The following is a 1081-nucleotide window of genomic DNA, read 5'->3' as shown; positions in this document are numbered from 1 at the left end:
CGCAGCCCTTCCCGGCTATGTTCACGTCGGGCAATACCAGTCCATGTCACCATTCACTCCATCTCTTCGTAAAGACGGATGAATCACAACAGGCTGGTATTGTTCAAAAACTTTCGGATCGGGCACTTACAGCGACCCTGTTTTACCGTAAGCTTCGGAAAATCATTGTCGCGCATAATGCTCTGGAAGTGCCCCTTGAAGGAGAGATCGAAGTCAATGAAAGCTATTTCGACGGACATCGCAAAGGTAAAAGAGGGCGAGGTGCTGCAGGAAAGGTCGCCGTTTTTGAGCTACTCAAGCGTGGCGGCCGCGTCCATGCAGTCATGATCCCCGATACGGGAAGCCGTTCGGCAGCATCCGCCATCCACCGTCTGTTCGTGCCAGATAGCGAAGCGCATCAGGCACATCGCGCAGGTCCGCCGCAGGCTTGCGACCGCGCTTGGCCGCTGACGGCAGAAACGGCTGAATGAACAGCCATTCCCTGTCCGTCAGATCGGTCGGGTAGCGCTTTGACTGCCTCTCCAATTCGGCCATCCGGCCACGGCCCGCTCAGGTCCATATCCCAAGCTTGAATCACGCCCAGACCACCGCATCAACACATTCTCAAACAGGCCCTAACCGGATATCTTTTCATGTGAATTTTAAATGATATAATATACGTAATACACATCTGCTAAGGTCTTATTCTAGAATGAAAATGATCATTAAAGAAAATATAAAATTATTAAATCGGTATATGAACGATAGAACCTATTTGCGTCTTGATCAAAATCGGAATGATCGGATACGCAATTCTTTATCATGGAAAATTACGCAGCCAATTAGAGCTATAGGGAAGTATAAGTATTTTTTAAATAAAAAATTAAATTATTGCCATGATTATAAAAAATGGATATCAGAATTTCCACAATTTAATGAAAATGATAAAGATATATTTGAAAACTTTCAAAATAATTATAAAGAATCTATCGTGGTTATTTTGATTGTAGACCATATTTACATAGATTCCATTTTGGAAACACTCAAGACCATTAGTCAACAGAATATTTTTGTGGATACAGTTTTTATAATATCGAAAAAT

Annotated in this window: 1 protein-coding gene and 2 pseudogenes; 2 read left to right on the top strand and 1 reads right to left on the bottom strand. The window is 43.0% G+C overall.

Annotated elements, in window-relative coordinates; genetic code table 11:
- Window positions 1-194 precede the first annotated feature (194 nt).
- Window positions 195-332 (top strand): annotated as a pseudogene (locus F1542_RS17535) (transposase); the annotation flags it as partial.
- A gap of 4 nt (window positions 333-336) precedes the next feature.
- Here the strand turns inward: F1542_RS17535 and F1542_RS16915 are convergent.
- A pseudogene (locus tag F1542_RS16915) lies at window positions 337-534 on the bottom strand (transposase); the annotation flags it as partial.
- 157 nt (window positions 535-691) lie between these two features.
- Between F1542_RS16915 and F1542_RS17295 the strand changes: the two are divergent.
- On the top strand, window positions 692-1081 hold a 390-nt coding region (locus F1542_RS17295), incomplete at its 3' end, for a hypothetical protein (protein ID WP_227672843.1).

Origin of the sequence: Komagataeibacter sp. FXV3 (genome assembly GCF_015155755.1) — a bacterium.
Lineage (GTDB): Bacteria > Pseudomonadota > Alphaproteobacteria > Acetobacterales > Acetobacteraceae > Komagataeibacter.
This window is presented reverse-complemented; position numbering and strand designations above follow the sequence as displayed.